The sequence below is a fragment of the Bradyrhizobium sp. CCBAU 51627 genome (genome assembly GCF_028128765.1).
Classification (GTDB): Bacteria; Pseudomonadota; Alphaproteobacteria; order Rhizobiales; family Xanthobacteraceae; genus Bradyrhizobium.
Genome location: NZ_LBJG01000024.1, coordinates 1,439,186 through 1,459,010, shown reverse-complemented (window position 1 = coordinate 1,459,010; position 19,825 = coordinate 1,439,186). Strand labels below are relative to the sequence as shown.

14 protein-coding genes are annotated in these 19,825 nt (G+C 65.1%); 3 read left to right on the top strand and 11 right to left on the bottom strand.

Annotated features, from left to right (window positions below; translation table 11 throughout):
- Window positions 1–186: 186 nt before the first annotated feature.
- The 3 genes from eutC to XH88_RS21645 all read right to left on the bottom strand — a co-directional run bounded on the left by eutC (window position 187) and on the right by XH88_RS21645 (window position 4,088).
- Window positions 187–972 carry an ethanolamine ammonia-lyase subunit EutC gene (eutC, locus tag XH88_RS21655; protein WP_271670265.1) on the bottom strand — a complete coding sequence of 262 codons (786 nt, stop codon included), beginning with the start codon at window positions 970–972 and terminating at the stop codon, window positions 187–189.
- Window positions 969–2,555 carry a B12-binding domain-containing radical SAM protein gene (locus XH88_RS21650; protein WP_271670264.1) on the bottom strand — a complete coding sequence of 529 codons (1,587 nt, stop codon included), beginning with the start codon at window positions 2,553–2,555 and terminating at the stop codon, window positions 969–971. The genes eutC and XH88_RS21650 overlap by 4 nt, the downstream gene beginning before the upstream one ends.
- 150 nt (window positions 2,556–2,705) lie before the next feature.
- Entirely contained in the window at window positions 2,706–4,088 is a 1,383-nt protein-coding gene (locus XH88_RS21645) for an ethanolamine ammonia-lyase subunit EutB (RefSeq protein ID WP_271670263.1), read from the bottom strand.
- 219 nt (window positions 4,089–4,307) lie between these two features.
- On the opposite strand from XH88_RS21645, the gene XH88_RS21640 reads away from it, so the two are divergent.
- The 3 genes from XH88_RS21640 to XH88_RS21630 all read left to right on the top strand — a co-directional run bounded on the left by XH88_RS21640 (window position 4,308) and on the right by XH88_RS21630 (window position 7,860).
- Window positions 4,308–6,038 carry a methyl-accepting chemotaxis protein gene (locus XH88_RS21640; RefSeq protein ID WP_271670262.1) on the top strand — a complete coding sequence of 577 codons (1,731 nt, stop codon included), beginning with the start codon at window positions 4,308–4,310 and terminating at the stop codon, window positions 6,036–6,038.
- A 185-nt stretch (window positions 6,039–6,223) separates the two neighbouring features.
- The gene (locus tag XH88_RS21635; RefSeq protein WP_271670261.1) at window positions 6,224–6,355 is read left to right on the top strand and encodes a hypothetical protein; all 132 of its coding nucleotides are present in this window, start codon (window positions 6,224–6,226) and stop codon (window positions 6,353–6,355) included.
- A 470-nt stretch (window positions 6,356–6,825) separates the two neighbouring features.
- On the top strand, window positions 6,826–7,860 hold the full coding sequence (locus XH88_RS21630) for a phosphatase PAP2 family protein (RefSeq protein ID WP_271670260.1): 1,035 nt from the start codon (window positions 6,826–6,828) through the stop codon (window positions 7,858–7,860).
- 19 nt (window positions 7,861–7,879) lie between these two features.
- On the opposite strand, the gene XH88_RS21625 is transcribed toward XH88_RS21630, so the two are convergent.
- The 8 genes from XH88_RS21625 to XH88_RS21590 all read right to left on the bottom strand — a co-directional run bounded on the left by XH88_RS21625 (window position 7,880) and on the right by XH88_RS21590 (window position 19,816).
- The gene (locus XH88_RS21625; RefSeq protein ID WP_271670259.1) at window positions 7,880–8,455 is read right to left on the bottom strand and encodes an HdeD family acid-resistance protein; all 576 of its coding nucleotides are present in this window, start codon (window positions 8,453–8,455) and stop codon (window positions 7,880–7,882) included.
- Window positions 8,456–8,558: 103 nt separating this feature from the next.
- Window positions 8,559–10,082: an FAD-dependent oxidoreductase gene (locus tag XH88_RS21620; protein WP_271670258.1), complete on the bottom strand. Its 1,524-nt coding sequence runs from the start codon at window positions 10,080–10,082 to the stop codon at window positions 8,559–8,561.
- A 31-nt stretch (window positions 10,083–10,113) separates the two neighbouring features.
- On the bottom strand, window positions 10,114–10,740 hold the full coding sequence (folE, locus tag XH88_RS21615) for a GTP cyclohydrolase I FolE (protein ID WP_271670257.1): 627 nt from the start codon (window positions 10,738–10,740) through the stop codon (window positions 10,114–10,116).
- A 112-nt stretch (window positions 10,741–10,852) separates the two neighbouring features.
- The gene (locus tag XH88_RS21610; RefSeq protein WP_271670256.1) at window positions 10,853–11,758 is read right to left on the bottom strand and encodes an alpha/beta fold hydrolase; all 906 of its coding nucleotides are present in this window, start codon (window positions 11,756–11,758) and stop codon (window positions 10,853–10,855) included.
- A 119-nt stretch (window positions 11,759–11,877) separates the two neighbouring features.
- A complete protein-coding gene (locus tag XH88_RS21605) occupies window positions 11,878–12,705 on the bottom strand; it encodes an HD domain-containing protein (RefSeq protein ID WP_271670255.1) in 828 nt (275 codons plus the stop codon).
- A 416-nt stretch (window positions 12,706–13,121) separates the two neighbouring features.
- Window positions 13,122–13,997: a transglutaminase family protein gene (locus XH88_RS21600; RefSeq protein WP_271670254.1), complete on the bottom strand. Its 876-nt coding sequence runs from the start codon at window positions 13,995–13,997 to the stop codon at window positions 13,122–13,124.
- Entirely contained in the window at window positions 13,994–16,519 is a 2,526-nt protein-coding gene (locus tag XH88_RS21595) for a circularly permuted type 2 ATP-grasp protein (protein WP_271670253.1), read from the bottom strand. The genes XH88_RS21600 and XH88_RS21595 overlap by 4 nt, the downstream gene beginning before the upstream one ends.
- A gap of 27 nt (window positions 16,520–16,546) precedes the next feature.
- Window positions 16,547–19,816: a transglutaminase family protein gene (locus XH88_RS21590; RefSeq protein WP_271670252.1), complete on the bottom strand. Its 3,270-nt coding sequence runs from the start codon at window positions 19,814–19,816 to the stop codon at window positions 16,547–16,549.
- Window positions 19,817–19,825 lie beyond the last annotated feature (9 nt).

The following is a 19,825-nucleotide window of genomic DNA, read 5'->3' as shown; positions in this document are numbered from 1 at the left end:
TCGGCTCTAGCTGTGAGCGTATTGCGCCCCGCGAACGGCTTGAAAACGCCATACCAATGGGAGGCTTGCCCTTTGAAAATGCGCGGAAAATCGCCGGCAGCGGTTTAGCAGGTCAAGCGCCTCTCTCGCAAGCGCACCACAGCGCTGCCAACAGATCAAGATTGGGCGATTTTGCCGGAATGACCGTCATTCCGGCACAACCGAGCCGATTCGGCGCGGCGTGCGCTCGGCGCTCTCGTCCTTGAGCGCCACGCCCGTGACCTGCCGCGCCAGCCCCTCGCGGACCAGCCAGGCGATCTTGAGGGCCGCCTCGTCATAGCTCAACCCGGCCTTGTGGACATTCGAGACGCAGTTGCGATCGGCGTCGGTCAGGCCGGGTTTGGGCGCGAAGGTCAGATAGGCCCCGAGGCTGTCGGGCGCCGACAGGCCCGGCCGCTCGCCGATCAGCATCACAACCATCCGGGCGCCGAGAATGGCCCCGATCTCGTCGCCCAGCGCAACCCGCGCGCCCGAGGCGACGACGACATGGCCGATCGCGACGGCCTCGCCCTCGCCCAGCCGCAACAGCAGGCTTTGCAGCAGCGCGATCGCATGGGCATGGACCGCGGCGGCCGACAATCCGTCGCCGATGACGATCGCAAGCTGGCAAGGTATCGTGGCGACATCCGCCAGCGCCGCAGCGGAGCCGGCATCGAGCTTCCGTCCAAGATCCGGCCGGCGCAGATAATCGCTGCGATCGGCGGCCCGGCTCGCGACCTCGATGGCGGCAGGGCCGAGCGCCCTCACCGCGAGAGCCAGACGCGGCGCGTCAAAGGCGGCATGCACGGCATCGCGGGCGCGGGCGTGGGCCAGCGTGAAATCGAGCAGCGGTTTTGTCGGCAGGCTCGCCCCGCTTCGCCCGAGCGCAACGCGCGCAGGCGTGAACGATCTGAGATCGACGGTCGGGCGCGCCGGAACGGGCTTGTCGTTCATTCGGCGGGAACGGAGGCTTCGCGCAGCCGGATCGAATAGTTCGAGGCATTCTGCTTGCCACTGGTGGCCGCGCGCGCAAAGGTGATCAGATGATGTGCGATCATGGTGCAGCCGATCAGGCCTTCCATGTCACCGCGCTTGATGCGTCCGAGCGCGAACTTCCAGAACACGCGCCTGTAATCGCCGAGCACACCGACCTTCCAGAAGATGTTGCGCAGCATGACGAGGCCGCGCTTGATGTTCGGCCAGGTCTTCATCTCGTCCGGCACCGGCACCTTGAGGCGGTGGGGATAAACCTCGTCGCATTGATACTGGAAGCGCGCGTACACCTTCTCGGGCTCGTATGCGACGCTCATGGCGTGCTTCCAGGACGCGACGACCTCGTCATAGGGCAGCAGGAAATCCACGTTGGAATCGCGCCCCTCATCGTCGATCAGGCGTCCTTCCTTCGCCAAGCGGTCCCATAGCGGCGTCTTCGGCAGCGCCTGAAGCAGGTTGATGGTGAGCAGCGGAATCTTGGACTCTTCGACGAAGGCGAGCAGCGCGTCGGAGGTGTTCGGCTTGTCGGTGTCGAGGCCCATGATGATGCCCGACACCACCTCCATGCCGTAGGAGTTGATGGTGCGCACCCCTTCCAGGATCGGGACCATCATGTTGTGGTCCTTGTGCATGGCTTTGAGCGCATCCGGGTCCGGCGTCTCGATGCCGCAGAAGATGGTGACGAAACAGGCCTCGCGCATCTTCTTGAGGATCTCTGGACGCTTGGCGATGTTGAGCGTCGCCTCGCAGGCGAGCCGCATCACATAGCCGGTCTTCTTTTGCCATTCGATCAGATGCGGCAACAGGTCCATCGCCGCCTTGCGGTTGCCGATGAAATTGTCATCGACGAAATAGACCGTGTCGGTCATGCCGCATTCGCGCAGGCGGTCGAGCTCGGCGATGATCTGCTGCGGCGTCTTGATGCGCGGGTTGCGGCCGTAGAGGCCGGGGATGTCGCAGAACTCGCACTCATACGGACAGCCGCTGGAATATTGGATGCTGCCGAGGAAATAGCGCTTCACGTCGGCGAGCTCGTAGGCCGGGATCGGAAACTCCGTCATCGGCACGCGATCCTTGGTGGTCAGCACGACCTGCTGCGCGGGGCGCGAGGTATCGCGCGACAGGATTTCGAGCAGCTGATCGGTGGCGTCGCCGAGTTCGCCGACATGGAGATAGTCGAATGAGGGATAATAGTCCGGACAGGCGCTGACCGAGGGGCCGCCGAGCGCGACCGGGAGATCGAACTCATGGGCGCGGCGGCAGATATCGTTCATCTGCTGGCGCTGGATGTGCATGCCGCTGACGAATACGGCCTCTGCCCATTCGAACTCTTCTTTGGTGGTGCGGCGGAGATTCTCGTCGACGAATTTGACCTGCCACTCCCTGGGCAGATAGGCCGCAAGCAGCAGCAGCCCCTGCGGCGGCATGAAGGCGCGGACACCGTCGGTCAGCGGATAGGCATGCTCGAAGGTGCCAAACGAGGACGTGTAACGCGGAAAAACGCAGAGAATCCGCCGGGACGTACCGTTGCTTTCAGCTCGCATTCAAGCTCCCCCGCACACTCGACCTGGTTGCGGAAATTGCCAGCCAGACGCATAGCGTAATGCTGTCGCCGGAATTTCTCAATATTGTGGCGTGAGCATAATTCCGGGAGGGACCAATGGTTTCCTTCGGTCCGGCGGCTCCCGCAGTGTTCACGCGATCAGCCGCGCAGCAAAATCGGGCAGCAGGCCTGCATCACCGGCCAGACGGAAATCGGCGTCCACAATGCCTGACCGCGCCAGCCAATCGTCGAATTCCGGCGCGCGGCGCAGGGCGAAGACGTCGCGGACATACAGCGCGTCGTGAAACGACGTCGACTGGTAGTTCAGCATGACGTCGTCGGCCCCCGGCACCCCCATGATGAAGGTGACGCCGGCGGCGGCGAGCAGCGTCAGGAGATTGTCCATGTCGTCCTGGTCCGCCTCGGCATGATTGGTGTAGCAGATGTCGATGCCGAGCGGCAGGCCGAGCAGCTTGCCGCAGAAATGATCCTCCAGCCCCGCCCGGATGATCTCCTTGCCGTCGTAGAGATATTCGGGACCGATGAAGCCGACCACGCTGTTGACCAGCAATGGCGCAAAGGCGCGAGCAACCGCATAAGCACGCGCCTCGCAAGTCTGCTGGTCGACGCCGTGATGGGCATTGGCTGACAGCGCCGAGCCTTGCCCGGTCTCGAAATACATCACGTTCTCGCCGACCCTGCCGCGCTTCTGCGACAGTCCCGCCGCCTGCGCCTCCCTCAGCAACGCAAGGTCGATGCCGAAGCTGCGGTTGGCGGCTTCGGTGCCGGCGACCGACTGGAACACGAGGTCAACAGGCGCGCCCTGCCCGATCAGCGACAGCGTCGTCGTGACATGGGTCAGCACGCAACCCTGCGTCGGGATCTTCAGCCGCGCGATGATCTCGTCGAGCAGCCGCAGCAATTGAGCGATCACCGCGGGGTCGTCGCTCGCCGGATTGATGCCGATGCAGGCGTCGCCCGCTCCGAGCAGCAGGCCATCGAGGATTGAGGCGGTGATGCCCCTGGCATCGTCGAAGGGATGGTTGGGCTGGAGCCGCGTGCTCATCCGGCCCTTCAGACCGATGGTGTTGCGGAAGGCGGTGACGACCTCGCATTTCCGTGCCGCCAGGATCAGGTCCTGATTGCGCATCAGCTTCGACACCGCGGCCGCCATCTCCGGCGTGATCCCGGGCGCGAGTCGGCGCAAGACCTCAGGCTTGGCGGCGTCCGACAGCAGCCAGTCGCGGAAAGCCCCCACCGTCAGCGAGGAGACCTGCGCAAAGGCCTTGGCGTCGTGGCTGTCGATGACGAGCCGGGTGACCTCATCGCTCTCGTAGGGGACGACGGCCTCGTTCAGGAATTGACCGAGGGGGACATCGGCAAGGGCCATCCGCGCGGCGATCATCTGCTCGGCGCTGCCTGCGGCAATGCCGGCCAGCCGGTCGCCGGAGCGCGGCGGCGTCGCCTTGGCGAGGAGGTCGCGCAGGTCGACGAACGTGTAGCTCGTGGCGTCGATGGTGTGGCGGTAGACCAAAGTCCCCTCCGGGTTCTGTCGGCCAGTGACCGAGTCCAAGCGATGCTGAGACTATACCGTCGGATCAAGACGCTGAAATAGCTTAGCTTTCGTTTGCCCAAGGACGAAGGGGGCCAACGGTCGCGTTAACGCTGCGTCCATCTTCATTCTGCATAGTTTTGCGTCAATTTTATACGACCGCGCGCACCGGCCGCTCCTGGCCAATCGGGCCCGAACACCATGCAAATCGATCGACCTGGGAATGCTGCCGGACTGGCAGGCCGTTTCACGCTCGCCACCAAGCTCTACGCGATCTTCGCGCTGTTCGCCCTGCTCACCGCGGCGATTGCGATGCTGTCGGACTACAACAGCCGCCGCAGCGCCGAGTTGACCAGCGCGATCGAGACGGCGAATGCGGCCGCGCTGAATGTCGAGCGCGTCAACTCGCTGGTCTACGCGGTCGTGATGGAATCGCGCGGCGTCTATATGTCGACCGAGCCGAAGGTCGTGAAGAAGTTCGGCGACGGACTGCTGAAATTCAACGCCCAGATTCTCGATGTCGTGAAAGGCTGGGAGACCATCGTCAAGGCCGACGACGCCGAGCAGTTCGCGACTTTCAAGAAGCGCATCGAGCAGTTCGTCGAATTCCGCAAGGAGCTGGTGCGCCGCGGCGTCGAGATCAACGCTGCCGCGGGCCGTGAATGGGGCGACAACGACGCCAACCGCGCCGTGCGCTCGGCGCTGAACAAGGATCTCGAGGCGTTGTCCAAGGTCTATGCCGAGCGCGCCAAGCAGATCGCGCGCGAGACCGAGACCAACCGCACGCTGTCCTTCGTCCTGACCTGCCTCGGCGGCGTGGCGCTGGCCCTGGTCGTGATCGGCATCGTCATCATCGCCCGTTCGATCGCCCGGCCGCTCGCCGCCATCACGGCGACCATCAAGCAGGTCGCCGACGGCGCCGAGAACGTCACGGTGCCGCACATCGAGCGCGCCGACGAAATCGGAGCGCTGGCCCGCGCCATCCAGATCTTCCAGGACGCGATGGGGCGCAACCGTAACCTCGCCGCGCAGGTCTCGCAGGATTCGGCCGCACGCGAAGAACGCGCGCGCCACATCGAGCAATCGGTCGAGACGTTTCGCGAAGCGATCGGCGCGATCATGCGCGGCCTCAGCGACAACGCCGGCGTCATGCGCGAGACCGCGCAGACCATCACGCGCGTCACGGCGGATGCCAGCAACCGCGCCGGCATGGCAGCCAACGCCACCAAGCAGGCCTCGCACAACGTCACCGCGGTGGCGGGTGCGGCCGAGGAGCTGTCGGCGTCGGTGGAAGAGATCGGACGCCAGGTGCGGCAGAGCGCGGGCGCGGTCGAGCAGACCGGCCAGCGCACCGAGAAATCCATCGCCGAGATCGAGAGCCTTGCCGCCGCCACGCAGCGCATCGACGGCGTGCTGACCCTCATTCAGACAATCGCCGAGCAGACCAATCTGCTTGCGCTCAACGCCACCATCGAGGCGGCCCGCGCAGGCGATGCCGGCCGCGGCTTCGCCGTCGTTGCGCATGAGGTGAAGGCGCTGGCGGGACAGACCGCCAAGGCGACCGCCGACATTAGCGAGAACGTCGCGATGATCCAGTCCTCGACTCGCAACGCGGTCGATGCCGTACGCGAGATCGGCGGCGCGGTGCGCGAGATCAACGAGGTCACCACGGCCATTGCCGGCGCCGTCGGCCAGCAGGACGCCGCCACACGCGAGATCTCCTCCAATGCGCAATCGGCAGCCCAGGGCAACGAGACGCTGGTGGCGAACATCACCTCGCTGCGCGATGCCATCGGCGAGACCGACACGGCCGCAGCCTCCGTGCTCACCGCCGCGAGCAGCCTCACTGCGACCGCCGAGACGTTGTCACGCGAGGTAGAAAAGTTCTTCCAGAACCTGCGGGCCGACAGCCGCATCGCCAAGGCGGGATGACAGCACGGCCGCCGTCCGCAAAGCACGGCGGCTTGAGCCGCGACACCAACGGCTTGACGACGCGAAGCGAAGCCCCGCTCTGCTCTCACACCGTCAGCAGCCTCTCGATCGCGCTGCGTTGGTCCATCGCCTTGTTGCCTTAACATTGCAGCACGCAGCAAATCCGGTCCGGCGAGTTCGTCATCGTGCTCGGCGACTGGTCACCGACCTTCGCCGGCTACTACATCTACTATCCAAACTCGCGGCAGAGCTCGGCGGCTTTCAAGGTGGTCGTCGATGCGTTGCGGCATCGCGATGCGCGACGAAAGCGCGGCTAACGCCCGCCGGATGACCGACAAATATTCGAACGCGGCGACGCCCTGATTTCGGATAAAGCCTCAACTCCTCTCGTGGCTCGGGATCCGAACTAGCTTCGGACAGCGCATGGGCCGGTTCAGCGACGTCGTCGCAGCCGGCCGCCTTGGCGACGCATCGTCGAAACATCCAGAAATAATTTGTTCACCAAACGACTTGATTGAGCCTGATCTATATCGCAATCGGGACGTGTGCTCGCTAAGGTTGAAACATGGAATGACGCCTGTGTTGGGCGTGGGAATGCAGGAATGCTGGAATGCCCGGAGAATTGTGGGATGCGCGATGGACGACGTCCGCGGGCTCGATCGGAACTCTGGGAGGCGCTACGGGCAAAGCCGCGATCGAACGGCCCGGGAGCCGCGCATCACACGCGCTGAAGCAGCGTTGGTGCTGGCTGATTGCCAACCTTGCAACCGCTTTCGCAGCATCTCTGATGTCCACGCTCACCGTCGCGATCGATGGCGGCAGCGTCGAGATTGCAGCTATCACATTGCTGTTCCTCGTTACGACCAATCTTGTTTATGACAAGTGGCGTCCGGCCCCGGTGCTATCCAATCTTTGCGGGGCGGTTGCCGTCCTCTTCGTCTCTATTGGAATGGCCGGTATCATCAGCCTTGTAGGCCTCAGGCACAACGCAACGTTCATCGATGACACTTTGACGCGGGCCGATCAATACCTGGGGTTCGACACGCCTTCGATGATCGCGTGGTTCGCCGATCATCCGGTCTGCTCCGAGATTCTCAAGCTGGCTTACGCGAGTTCCTTCGTTCAACTGTTCGGCCTCGTGGTTCTGCTTAGTCTGCTCCGCCGCTTCGACAAACTCTGGGAGCTCGTCTTCGTCTGCAGCTTTACCATCGTGGCATCGACGACGTTCTCGGTGTTCTGGCCCGCAATAGGAGCGTTTGCCCATTACGACTACGCTGCCGGGATCCACGAGCGTCTGCCCATGGGTGCGGGACTCTATCACCTCTCAAAGCTTGATTATTTCCGGAACGCGGCATTGCCGGTCGTCTCGTTTGCGAATCTGCACGGAGTCGTGACCTTCCCCTCGTTCCACTGCTGTCTCGCCCTCATGACAGTCTTCGCCGCCACCGGAACGCGATGGTTGTTCTGGACCTTGGTCGCCCTGAACGTCCCGGTCTTGATCTCGACTCTGCCGATTGGTGGCCACTACGTCATCGATCTGCCCGCCGGTGCGCTGCTGTGGCTGGCCGCCGCAGCGGCTGCCGCAATGCTGAATAGACCAGAATTGCCGCGAGCATCGTTCGGTGATTTCCAATCCGCGCCGGCGTCAGGCGGCCGGCGCGTGCTTCAGAACGAAAAGCCTCGGCGCGAAGGCCGAGGCTTGCGATCCGATCCGCGTACATCCGGCGAACCAATCGTCGAGGCAGAGACTAGTCGCGAATCTTGTACAGATGATGACGGAATGCGCCGACAAAATGTCGTGCGTCGGAACCGGATCAACTGATCTCGGCGGAGCACTCCAGCTAGCCGCGCCGCTTCAAGGCGAGGCCGAGGCTGATCCAGCCCGCGCCTGCCATGATCAGGTCGATGCCGAGGAAGAGGCCGAGGATGTAGACGCTGTTGATCGGCCAGCGCGCGACGATCAAGAGACCGAGCAGCAGCGTGATGGCACCCGACAGCGCCACCCACACCCACGGGCTCTCGCGCTTCATGCTGAAAGCGAGAAACAGCCTGACGGCGCCGGAGGCGATCAGCGATACGCCGAGGAACAGCGTCAGCAAGACTGCCGCGAGCAGCGGATTGTCGAAGGTGAGAATGCCGGCGATGACATAGAGCGCGCCAAGCAGCACCCAGATCATGAACTTGCCCCAGCTCTTCATCTGGAAGGCGCCGATGATCTCGGCGGCGCCGGCGACGATCATCATCGCGCCGACCACGATCACACTCGCGACTGTCGCCATCACCACGCTGCCGAGCGCGACGAAGCCGGCGATGAGGTAGACGACGCCGAGGGCAACGATCCAGCCCCATTTGGCATGCAACGCTGCGATGCCGGAGCCGAGGCCGAGATGGGGAGAGGTATCCGAAGCAGATGTCATGATGCACCTCCTGCATGTGGTGCCCCGGAGCATACCTCAGGATAGTGCGGCGCCGGGACCCCAGCCACCACAGCAGCCCGGCGGCCGCCCGCGTTGACGCAGATCAAGCGCGCGACCGCTCCATCTCGAGCTCGGCCCTGAGATTATCGAGATCGCGATAGATCGAGGCGACCGCCAGCACCCGGCCGCCCTTGCGGTACTTCAGCAGGCAGTCCCTGTCCTTGATGCTGCCGTCGACGGCGATGTCGTCGAAACTCTCGGCGTGACCGACATAGTTGATCGGGACGTCGTAATGCTGGCTCCAGAAGAACGGCACGGCATCGAAGCGCTCACGCTTGCCGAGCATGTTGCGCGCCGCGGTCTGGCCCTGGCGCTCCGCGACCACCCAATGCTCGACGCGGATGGTTTGCCGCGAATGCGGATCGGGCCAGCGCGCGATGTCGCCCGCCGCGAAGATGCCGGCCACGCTGGTTTCCAGATATTCGCTGACGCTGACGCCGCGATCGGCGGCAAGCCCCGCCTGCTCGGCCAGAGCGAGGCGCGGCCTGACGCCGATGCCGACCACGACGAGGTCGGCCTCGATCACGCCGCTGCCCTTCAGCGTCGCACGCGAGCCTTCGAGCCTCTCCACGGTGTCCTTCAGATGGAAGATGACGCCATTTTCTTCGTGCAGTGCGCGAACGAAATCGCCCATCTCAGACCCGAGCACCTTCTGCATCGGCCGCTCTTCCGGCGCGACCACGTGCACCTCCAGCTTGCGCGCCCGCAAGGAGGCCGCGACCTCAAGCCCGATGAAGCTGGCGCCGATCACCAATGCGCGCCTGGCGCTGCCAGCGGCCTTGATGATGGCGCGGCTGTCCGCGACCGAACGCAAGGTGTGGACATGCGGCTGGTCGGCACCGGGAATCTGGAGTCTTATCGGCTCCGCGCCGGTCGCCAGCAGGAGCCGGTCGAACGGCAGCTTGTCGCCGTTACCCAGGGCGACGCTCCGTGTCTTCGGATCGATCGCCGCGACCGCGGTGTTGAGCCGGAGGTCGATGCCGGCATCCTGATAATAGTCCTCGCCGCGCAGCGGCAGCCAGTCCTCCGGCGCGTTGCCGGCGAGATAATCCTTGGAGAGGTTGGGCCGGTCGACCGGCATCGCACCGTCATTGCTGAGCATGGTGATGGCGCCGGCAAAGCCTTCGCGGCGAAGCATCTCGGCGGCCGCGAAGCCCGCCGCACCGCCGCCGACGATGACGAACTTTTCGGGCGTCGGCGCGCTGCGATGAGCCATCGACGGCTTTGACGCCTCGCGCTTGCGCGCAACGATGATCCTGTCGTGATCGCGCGTGACGTCCCACACCGCCAGCGCATTCAGCGCCGGCGGACGCGTTGCCTCGCCTGACCGCAAGGCGAAGCAGGCGTGGTGCCAGGGGCAACGGATGGTGTCGCCGACCACGAGGCCCTCGGCGAGCGGACCGTGGTAATGGCTGCAAAGCGGCTCGATCGCGAAGATCTCGCTGCCGGCCTGCACCAGCAGAACGTCCTCCTCCCCGACATGACCGAGCAGTTTGCCGTCCTTGAGTTCGGAGAGCGCAACACCTTTGGTCAGGTCCGGGCCGCTTGGCTTCTTGTCCTCGGTCATGGTTGTCTCCCTGGCGTCGTCTCCTTGCGGATCACTCGTCCGAATTGGCCAACCCCAGCAATTCCTGGCGCGTCAGCGCGTTGTCGCGGAACACACCCAACATGCGGCTGGTGACGAGATCGGTCCCGGGCTTGTGGGCGCCGCGCGTGGTCATGCAGTGATGCGTCGCCTTGATGATGACGCCGACACCTTCGGGCTTGAGCACATCGTTGATGGTGTTGGCGATCTGTGCGGTCATCTTCTCCTGGATCTGGAGGCGCTTGGCATAGATGTCGACGACACGCGCAAGCTTGGAAATGCCGACCACGCGTCCCTGCGGGATATAGGCGACCCAGGCGCGCCCCACGATCGGCGCCATGTGGTGCTCGCAATGGCTTTCGAAGCGAACGCCGCGCAGGACGATCATCTCGTCATAGCCTTCGATCTCTTCAAAGGTCTTTTGCAGGATTTCGGTCGGATCCTGCGCATAGCCGGAGAAGTACTCCTCAAAGGCGCGCGCGACGCGATCCGGCGTGTCGCGCAAGCCATGGCGCGCGGGATCGTCGCCGGCCCAGCGGATCATGGTGCGGATCGCTTGCTCGACCTCCGCCCTGTCAGGCCGCTCGCTCGGCACCTGTGCGACCGCGACACGTTCCAGCCTGCGCGCTTGCGACTTCATCGAAAACCTCCCCTGCAACGGGCCGCGCACGGAAGCGGCCCCACAGCTTGGACGGCTGCGACTGGAAAAGGTTCCCGGGACCTCCGAAAAATCGGAGGCAGGCCTCATATCTTCATGGTGAGAAGCTGGATTCAGCCGCTTTTTGCAGGTCGAGCACCGCCTGCGCCCATTCGGCCGGCCGCTCCTGCGGCAGATTATGGCCGGCGCCGGCGAACACGCGCCGCTCGTAAAAGCCCTCGAACTTGCTCGCGTGATGGGCGGTGCCTGGAATGACGCCGTCGCTGTCGCCGTCGATCGCAATCGTCGGCACGCGGACCGGCGGCTGCGCGGCGAGCTTGGCCTCCATAGCGGCGTAGGCGGGATCGCCTTCGGCCAGCGCGAAGCGATGGCGATAGGAGTGGATCACGACGTCGACGAAATCAGGATTGTCGAACGAGGACGCGCTTTTTTCGAATGTCGCATCGTCGAAAGTCCATTTCGGCGACCACATCGCCCAGAGCTGACGGGCAAAGCCGCGGCGGTTGAGCTCCAGCGCACGGCGGCCGCGCTCGTTGTGGAAGAGGTATTGATACCAGAGCGCCGCCTCCTGCGGAGGTGACGCCGGCTCCATCGCACGCGCGATGTTCTGGATATTGTAGGAATTGCCGGAGACGAGCCCGACCACCCGCTCGGGATGAAGCACCGAGACCACGCAGGCCGCGCGGCCGCCCCAGTCATAGCCGCCGACGACGGCGCGCGCGATACCAAGCGCATCCATGAAGGCCAGGAGATCGGCGCCGAGCGCGGCCTGCTCGCCGGAGCGCAACGTCGCAGGGGAGCGAAACCGCGTCGGCCCATAGCCGCGCAGCCATGGCACCAGCACCCGCGCACCGCCTTGTGCGATGAGAGGCGCGGTCTCGGCATAGGCGTTCACGTCGTAGGGAAAGCCGTGGCCCATGATGCAGGGCCAGCCATCCGGCTCGCCGTATTCGCGGTAGGCGATGTCGAGGACGTCCGTGGTGATGGTTTTTTGCAGCATGGTTGGCTCACGCAATTGGAAGACCGTAGCCCGGATGGAGCGCAGCGCAATCCGGGAATCCATCCAAGCGGAAACAGCCACCCCGGATTTCGCTTCGCTCCATCCGGGCTACAAGAGCGTTACTTCTGCGGCCCTGACAGCGAGATGTCGCGTTCGGCGCGGAAAACGTTGCTGTAGAGGTTGGCGATCCACTGCCGGCCGATCTCGGTCTTGTTGAGATAGCCGATCTCTGTCTGGATGTGCGGTGCAACGCTGTTCCAGTAGAATTGTGGATAGCGGTTGACGATGTCGGCGGGCGAGTCGTAGCCGAGCTGGCGATTGATGCCGACCTCCTCGAACTCGTAATAAAGCGCATTGGCCTTGCGCAGATAGTTGGGATCGCCGAGCTGGCCGATGAAATCGGCGGCGCGCAGGATCGAGGCCTCGTCGTCATATTCCTGGCCCTGGCGGGCCGGGAAGCGCGTGCCCTCGATCGCGCGAGCGACACGCTCAGAGTCGACGCCACGGATGGGCGGCAGCCGGCGCCGCACGAAAAGCTTCGACCTGTCAACATGATACATCATCAGACTGGCATCGGATGCGCCACGCGGCAGTGACACTTTGGTGCCGGCCTCGTCGACCAGGAAACCGTCTTCGTCGTCCTCCTCGAACAGGCCGCGCACGTAACCGATATCGTGCGCAAGGCAGGCGATGAGGATGTGGAGGTAGTCTTCCGCGGCAAGGTGAGTGTGGAGATTGCGTCCCATCAGGATCGCCTGGGCCGCCAGCGTCACCAGCATCGTATGCTCGATGTTGTGGTAGAGCGCATCGCTGTTGCCGATGCATTCCAGCGCCGTGCGCGTCGATCCTTCCAGCACCCTGGCATAGGACTCGTCGAACCGGCGGCGCATGAACGAGCCCAGCATCTTCTCCAGGGTCTCAGCCGCCAGTCGCGGTAACGTCATCATGGATGCTGCCCCGTCTGTCGGTGGTGTCCCACGCTAGCTCCTGACGTCTCATACTTGCCTCGACGCAGGCTGAGCATAGCCCAATCTGGAGCGGCTGGCCAAACTCCGGAACAAAAATACGTAAATATGATGCCGTGCCGCCCCGCAGCATCACGGTTGCGGCCATAGTTCGGTATATTTTTAGGGCGGGCCGCAGCCCGGCCAATGGCCGACCGCAAACGATCGATGACGGGGGCATGAGCCGACGTCCTTCGCTGTCGGACCAGGACCTCTGCACCGCATTGCGGACAGGCGCGTCAATTCCCTCGTGGATGCGATCGCGAATGACTCGCAACGACTGGGAACGAGGCGGCCCAAAAGCCCGGGCGCGCATAGGCCGCAAGAATCATCGCCGCCAAGCGTCCGATGAATCATCTTCACTCCACCAGCAGCACGTCCACGGCGACACCGAGCTTCTGCTTCGGCGAGCCGACGATGATGCCGTCGATCGGCGAAACGTCGGAGAAGTCGCGGCCGACCGTCAGCACGATGTGGTCGTTGGCGACCAGCAGGTCGTTGGTCGGATCGAAATCGATCCAGCCAAGCTCCGCCCCGCACCACAGGGACACCCAGGCGTGGGTTGCGTCCGCGCCCTGCAAGCGCGGCTGGCCCGGCGGCGGGATGGTGCGCAAGTAACCGCTGACATAGGCCGCCGGCAGGCCAAGCCCGCGAAGTCCTGCGATCATGACATGAGCAAAATCCTGGCAGACGCCGTGGCGCTTGTCGAACACCTCGTTCAGGGGTGTCGAGATCACCGTGGCTTTCGAGTCGTAGCGAAACTCGGTGCGGATGCGATGCATGAGATCGACGGCACCAGCGAGGATGCCCACGCCGGGCGCGAAGCTTTCCGCCGCATAGGCACTGACGGGGCGCAGAACAGGCACCAAAGGGCTCGCAAAGACATAGCCGACCGGCGAGGACGGCCCGAGGCTGGTTGCTTCGAACGCGATGTCGCGGATGCTCTCCCACGGTGGGCTCGCGGAGTCGCGCGGCGGCTGTCGCGACACCGAGACGCGCGAGCGGGAATCGATGCGCAAATTACGATGCGCGGCGTCGATCACCACGCTCTCGGTCAGCGTACCGAAGAAGTCGCGGCGAACGTGGCGCTCGGACGGACGGGGGCGTATCTCGACCTTGTGCGAGATCAGCTCCTGGCCATTGCCGGCCTTCGGCTCGAGCCGCAGCGTGCAGCGCGCGAAGCTGACCGGGCTCTCATATTCATAGGTCGTGACGTGCCTGATGTCGTAGATCACGCCAGCCCCGTCAGCTTTTCCGGCCGGCTGGCGTTGGGGCCGTGCGGGAAGTAGTGCAGCCCGATCGCCTCGGCGAGGCTGAGCAGGTCCTGCTCCAGCGCAAACAGCGTCTTGACCTCGAGCTTCTCGGCCTCGGCGGTCGCCAGCATCGCCTGCACCGCCACGGCAAGCCGCTGCGGCTTTTCGATCAGTCCGTGCTCCTTCAGGCTCGGCAATGCCGCGATGTGCTCGTTCAAGGTCGCGACCTGGAACGCAACCGAACGCGGATTGTAGGGATCGAGCACCGCGAGGTCCCGCACCGGCGCCAGGATCGGCGCCAGCAGATAGCGCGAGCGATAGGTGATCTGGGAATCCACCAGCGTCAGCAGGATATCGAGATCCTCGTCGCCGGCCTCGTCATAGGCGAACTGGCGCGCGAAACGCGTGGTGTTGATGGCGCGCTCGGCGCGGCGGCCGATATCGAGGAAGCGCCAGCCGGCGGCGCGGTTCATGTTCTCCTGCGCAAGTCCCGCAAAGCTCGCAAGCTCCTGCAAGGTGAGCTCGGCGGCGCTCAGCACGCTGTCGTCATCCTCCACCTGGTAAGACAGGCGCTCGGCCATCTCGGTGATGACCTGCCAGGCATCGGGCGACAGCCGCTCGCGCAAGGATGTCGCTGTGCGCAAGGCCGAGCGCACCAGCGACAGCGCCGAGCCGAAACGCGCCTCGCTCTGCAATGCTTCGGCGACGATGCGCGCCGATGTCGCGCGCGAGGTCTGCGAGATCGCGCCCCAGGTCACCAGCAGGCGCTGGATCCGTTCGGCGGCTTGCAGCGAGGCCGCGGTACCCTTGTTCGGTCCGCTTGGCGAGCCCAGCGCGCGCACCAGCCGCAGCGTCGCTTCGGCGCGCTCGAGATAGCGGCCGAGCCAGAACAGATTGTCGGCGGCGCGGCTCGGCAGCACACCGGCGATGCGGCGGATCCGGACCTTGTCGGTCGCCGGCAGCAGCGACGCAGTCGAGACCTTCTTGTCCGAGACCACCCAGACGTCGGCCGCGCGGGCGCCGTCGCCCATCGATACCGCGCGCGCATCCGGCTGCTCCGCGATCCGGCAGAAGCCGCCGGGCATGATGGCCCAGCCGTCCGGCGTCGCGGCTGCGAACACGCGCAGCACGAAGGGTCGCGGCGTGAGCTGGCCCTGCTCCCACACCGGCATGGTTGAAAGCCGCACCACCTCCTGGCCGACATAATCCATGCCGCGCGCGCTGATGGCATCGACCAGGCGCTGACGCCCGGCCGCATCAAGCTCGCTCGCCAGCACCGGGCCGTTGCTCTCGAAGCCGGGCACGCCGCGCTGATAGGCGCCTTCGATTGCGACCTCGCCGAGCCGCGACAACACCTCGTCGCGCGCGCTGCGCTGGCCGCACCACCAGGTCGCGATGTGCGGCATCTTCAGCTCTTCGCCGAGCAGGCGGCGGCTGAGCGCCGGCAGGAAGCCGAGCAGCGCCCTCGCCTCCAGAACACCCGAGCCCGGCATGTTGGCGACGACGACACCATCCTTGCGCAGAACATCGATCAGGCCGGGCACGCCGAGATGCGAGGAGGCATCGAGCTCGAGCGGATCGAGCGAATTGGAATCGACACGGCGCAGCAGCACGTCGAGCCGCTTCAGCCCGGCAACGGTGCGGATGTGAATCCGGTTGTCGCTGACGGCGAGATCGTCGCCCTCGACCAAGAGAAAGCCGAGATAGCGCGCCAGCGTCGCGTGCTCGAAATAGGTCTCGCTGAAACTGCCTGGCGTCAGCACGCCGATGCGCGGCTCGTCGCGATCGGCACGCGCCCGAAGGCTGTCGCGAAACGCCTCGAAGAACGGCGCGACACGCGGCACATTCATCGACTTGTAGAGATCGGAGAAGGCGCGCGAGAGCACGAGGCGGTTCTCCAGCGCGTAGCCCGCGCCCGAGGGCGCCTGGGTGCGGTCGCCGAGCACCCACCAGCGGCCGTCGGGGCCGCGGCCGACATCGGCGGCATAGAGCGAAAGGTAGCGGCCGCCCGGCGGCGGCACGCCGCAAACGGGGCGGAGATATTCCGGACTGCCGGCGATCGCGCCCGCCGGCAGCGCGCCTTCCGCGACCAGCTGCCCCTCGCCATAGATGTCACGCAGCACGAGTTCCAAGAGCTCGGCGCGCTGGGTGATGCCGGCGCAAAGCTGCGTCCAGTCGGCCTCGTCGATCAGGAGCGGCAAGTGGCTGAGCGACCAGGGCCGGTCGGCGCTGTCGCCCGGCGCGCGGTAGGTGACGCCGGCCTCGCGGAGGTGGCGGTCGGCCATGCCGAAGCGCCGCTCGACCTCGTCTGGCGCGAGCGCGCCGAAGGCATCGAAGAAGCGGCTCCAGACCGCGCGCGGAGCACCGTCTGGCCCGAGGAACTCGTCGGGGATATCGGGCAGACGCCGATAGTCGCGGACCCATTGCACGAGCCGGCGCTGGCCTTCACGCTGGCCCTGCGCTTGACCCGCCTTGTCCTCTTTTTCGGCCGCGCCCTCGCCCATGCGCCTCTCCCTGCCCCACCATCATACTCATTGCAGGAGCGGGGTCCGCAAGTCGAGGGTCAGCGGGAATTCATTTGTGCGTTCCTCAGGGGGCGGTTGCATCGGCCCGGGCGTATGGCCGTGGTCCTGGAAGCGCGCCAGCCGCCGCGCCTCGGCCTCGTAGGTGTTGACGGGCTTGGTGTCGTAGTTGCGACCGCCGGGATGAGCGACATGGTAGACGCAGCCGCCGAGCGAGCGGCCGTTCCAGGTGTCGATCAGGTCGAAGGTCAGCGGCGCGTGGACCGGGATGGTCGGGTGCAGGCCCGAGGCCGGCTGCCAGGCCTTGAAGCGGACGGCGGCCACGGCCTCGCCGGAGCGGCCGGTCGAGGTCATCGGCAGGCGGCGGCCGTTGCAGGTGACGATGTGGCGGCCTTCAACAAATCCTTCAGCCTTGACCTGGAGCCGCTCGACCGAGCTATCGACATAGCGCACGGTGCCGCCGGCCGAGCCTTCTTCGCCCAGGACGTGCCAGGGCTCCAGCGCCTGCCGCAATTCCAGCGTCACGCCGCCCTGATGGACGCGGCCGAACGCTGGAAAGCGGAATTCGAGCTGGGCCAGGTACCATTCCGGCTCGAACGGATAGCCGGAGTTTTTCAGCTCCGAGAGAACGTCCTGGAAATCTTCCCAGATGAAATGCGGCAGCATGAAGCGATCATGCAGCGCGGTGCCCCAGCGCACGAACTTGCCCTGCTGCGGCTCGCGCCAGAATTTTGCGATCAGCGCGCGGATCAGGAGCTGCTGCGCCAGTGACATGCGCGGATCCGGCGGCATTTCGAGCGCGCGGAATTCGACGAGGCCGAGCCGGCCGGTGGGACCGTCAGGCGAATAGAGCTTGTCGATGCAGATCTCGGCGCGGTGGGTGTTGCCGGTGATGTCGACGAGCAGATGCCGGAACAAGCGGTCCACCAACCACAGCGGCGTCTGGTAGCCCGGCGGCGGCACATGCGAGAGCGCGATCTCGAGCTCGTAGATGCTGTCGTGACGCGCTTCGTCGATCCGCGGCGCCTGGCTGGTCGGGCCGATGAAGAGGCCGGAGAAGAAATAAGACAGCGCGGGATGCCGTTGCCAGTACAGCACCAGGCTCTTGAGCAGATCGGGCCGGCGCAGGAACGGCGAGTCCTGCGGCGAGGAACCGCCTATCACGACGTGATTGCCGCCACCGGTGCCGGTGTGACGGCCGTCGAGGAGGAAGCGGTTGGCGCCGAGACGCACCTTGCCGGCGTCCTCGTAGAGACCTGTGGTGATCCCGACGGCATCGCGCCAGCTCTGCGCCGGCTGGATGTTGACCTCGATCACGCCAGGATCGGGCGTCACCTTGATAACCTCGATGCGAGGGTCGAACGGCGGCGCATAGCCTTCGACATGAACGGGAAGCTGCATCTCCTCTGCCGTCGCCTCGATCGCGGCGACCAGCTCGAGATAATCCTCGATGCGCTCCACCGGCGGCATGAAAGCGCAGATCACGCCGTCGCGCACTTCCACCGACATCGCGGTGCGGACGGGAATGGACGTGTTGAGTTGCTCGGGCGCGACCCGCGGCGGCGCTTTCGGGCGCGCCGGAGGCGTGAAAACCGGCAGCTTGTCGCGCGCCTCCATCGGGTCCTGCTCGACGATGTAGGGATATTGATCGGGCGGCACGTAGCCGAGCGAACCGATCGGCAGGCGCAGGCCAAGCGGTGAATCGCCCGGCGAGAGGAACAGATGCCCGCGCCGGAGTTGCCAACGCTCGCTGCGCCAGCGCGGCGGCGCGTTCCAGCGCTGTACCGGCAGCACGAAGCCGCGCGGCGCGCGGAGGCCCTGATTGAACACCCGCGCCATGCGTGCACGCGCCTCGGGATCGGACAGTTGCGAATTGGAGGGATCGACGTTGATCGGAAGCTCGGCCTCCTTCTGCAGCCAGTAGACGGTGTCCTCATAGGCCGGGATGATGTAGCCGGGATCGAGCCCGAGCCGCGCCGCCGTGCCTTCCATGAAGTCCTCGGCATCCTCGGTCTGGGCGCGCTTCGGACTCTCGACTTTTGCGATGAGGTCCGCATTCTTCCAGATCGGCACGCCGTCCTTGCGCCAATAGAGGCCGAACGCCCAGCGCGGCAGGCTCTCGCCCGGATACCATTTGCCCTGGCCGTAATGCAGCAGGCCGCCCGGCGCAAAGCGCGTGCGCAGGCGGCGGATCAGATCGTCGCCGAGCGCGCGCTTGGTCGGGCCGACGGCTTCCGTATTCCACTCCGGCGCTTCGAGATCATCCACGGAAACGAAGGTCGGCTCGCCGCCCATGGTAAGCCGCACGTCCTGCGCGGCGAGATCGCCATCGACCTGCTCGCCGAGATCGTTGAGACGGGCCCAGGCGTCGTCGGAGAACGGCTTTGTAATGCGCGGCGCTTCGCGGATGCGCTTCACGCTCATGTCGAAGGCGAACTCGACTTCGGCAAAGCCGGCACCGCCGGAGATCGGCGCGGCCGAGCGATAATGCGGCGTGGCCGCAACGGGGATGTGCCCCTCGCCCGCCAGCATACCGGAGGTCGCGTCGAAGCCGATCCAGCCCGCGCCCGGCAGATAGACCTCGGCCCAGGCGTGTAGATCCGTAAAATCGTGTTCGACTTCCGGGGGTCCTTCGATCGGATCGATGTCGGGGCGGATCTGGATCAGGTAGCCGGAGACGAAGCGCGCCGCGAGGCCGAGATGACGCAAGGTCTGGATCAGCAGCCAGGCAGAATCGCGGCATGAGCCGGCGCAGGACGTCAGTGTCTCCTCCGGCGTCTGCACGCCGGGCTCCATGCGGATGATGTAACTGACTTTCTTCTGCAGCTCGCGATTGAGCTCGACCAGGAAGTTGACCGTGTTCGGCGCTTCGCGCGGGATCGAGGCCAGATATTTTGCGAAGGCGGGATCGGGCTTGATGGTCTCCAGATACGGCGCCAGCTCGGTCTTGAGATCCCTGGGATATTCAAACGGAAAGCTGTCGGCGTAAGGCTCGACGAAGAAGTCGAACGGGTTGACCACGGTCATCTGCGTCGTGAAGTCGACCTCGAATTTCAACTCCGTGGTCTTCTCCGGGAAGACGTAGCGGGCGAGCCAGTTGCCCTGCGGGTCCTGCTGCCAGTTCACAAAGTGATTGGCCGGCGTGACCTTGAGCGAATAACTCAGGATCGGCGTTCGCGTGTGCGGCGCCGGCCGCAGACGGATGGTCTGCGGTCCGAGATCGATCGGGCGGTCGTATTTGTAATGCGTGACGTGATGTAATGCGACGTAGATCGACACGGGTTGCGG